Below are 1,531 nucleotides of genomic sequence, written 5' to 3'. Positions count from 1 at the left end.
CTCAACTTTCGCACACTGAAATAGGCAGGTATGCCTTGATATAGCCAGGTAAGCCTGCGATCCATTGTTGTAGTTGTCTTTTGATTAGCTTTTGAATTTTCTTGTTACTCTCTTTAAGGGTATCTTCAAGAAGCTCGATTAATTGCTGAAGCGCAATAGCCCAATCGAGGTCACTGATTTCATCACAAAGTTCATAAAACATACCGCCTAGAGTTCGTTGGTCCGTGCTACATCGGTTTTGCCAGGACAGCACAATGTATCGTGTAAAGACAATCGTTGTATGACTAATTAAGGAATCATAGGAACGACCTTGAAACTCCTTTTGGAGTTTTAATAAGGATTTCGTTGTCTTAAAAAAGACTTCAATGTCCCATCTCATGCCATATATTCTGATGATTTCTTGGTCATCTAACGTACAGTCTGTACTCAAAATAGCTAGCCACTCACTCTTCTTATTACGATTACGAACGAAGACCATTTTGACTGGAACTCCATTGGCTTGAGTAGTTTGTATGGAGCGAAGAAGCCCTTTTTTTCCTTGAATGGGTGCTGCTAAACGATAGAGATCATTTAAGTTTACACGCTCACCATCTACAAAGTAAGGTTGCTTTAAATTCTTAACCATACCAATTACATCTAGTCCTAGTTCTTTGATGTTCTTAATAATTGGTTGATGGGTAAACCAAGTATCCATTAACACATAAGAGGCATCAATACCAGTATTCAAAGCACGTTGAATCATATCAGGAATTTGTTCCGGTGCAGATTGTAATGCTTCAAGGCGTCGTTTGTATCCTGAGCTACGCTTATCGATTTTACTTGTAATTCCGTTAATTTGGCTTGTTTTTGAGCTCAATAAAGAAAAGTCCACCGGAATGAACGTGGCACCATCTGACCAGCCAAGAGGAAGCATGCGAAAGCCTTTATAAAAACGCATTTTTTGGGAAGCATGATCAAAACAACGAGCTAGTAACTCGACAGATTTGCTTCGATTTCGATCATACGAAGAATCATCTAAAACCAAGACCTTGGGTCTGTCATGATTCGAGAGTCTAGTTACTTTGCCAATCGTGTGAGCACTAAGAAAAAGTAAGAATCTACGCCATGCAAAGGTAGACTTATTTAGGAAACGATAAACGGCATCTTTAGCAGGAAAATCGGCAGATTTTTTACCTTCAAGTGTTCGAAACCAGTTCTTGTTTTCAAAGATTAAACAAAAAATCAGTTGAAAGAGAAAACCACAAGAAAAGCCGAAAGTCTTTGTAATGCCAGCTTTTCTTAGATGTTTTAGCACCTGTAATTCTTTAAATGTGGATGTTAGTTCATTTGGTAGTTGCTTATTTTGACCATTATTCGATATCATATAGGAGGCACCTCTTCTGTTTGGATATTGTGATTCTAGTCAAATCAACTATACCAAACGATGAGGTGTTTTTTCTTGCTTATTTTTAAGGTCAAGTACCATATTTCGAGGGACCCGAACTATACAGCCATTTAAATTCATTACATTTTTCTAGGTGCGAAAGTTGAG

Annotated in this window: 1 protein-coding gene; it reads right to left on the bottom strand. The window is 37.9% G+C overall.

Annotated elements, in window-relative coordinates:
- Window position 1 precedes the first annotated feature (1 nt).
- Entirely contained in the window at window positions 2–1,363 is a 1,362-nt protein-coding gene (locus BANVL01_RS26415) for an IS4 family transposase (RefSeq protein WP_066089804.1), read from the bottom strand.
- Window positions 1,364–1,531 lie beyond the last annotated feature (168 nt).

It is taken from the genome of Neobacillus novalis NBRC 102450 (genome assembly GCF_001591805.1).
Lineage (GTDB): Bacteria > Bacillota > Bacilli > Bacillales > Cytobacillaceae > Neobacillus > Neobacillus novalis.
The sequence above is the reverse complement of the archived record's forward strand: the minus strand, read 5'-3'. Positions and strand labels throughout refer to the sequence as shown.

Excerpts from the sequence above, each read along its gene's own strand:
- BANVL01_RS26415 (WP_066089804.1), bottom strand. The coding sequence starts at position 1,363 with ATGATATCGAATAATGGTCAAAATAAGCAACTACCAAATGAACTAACA.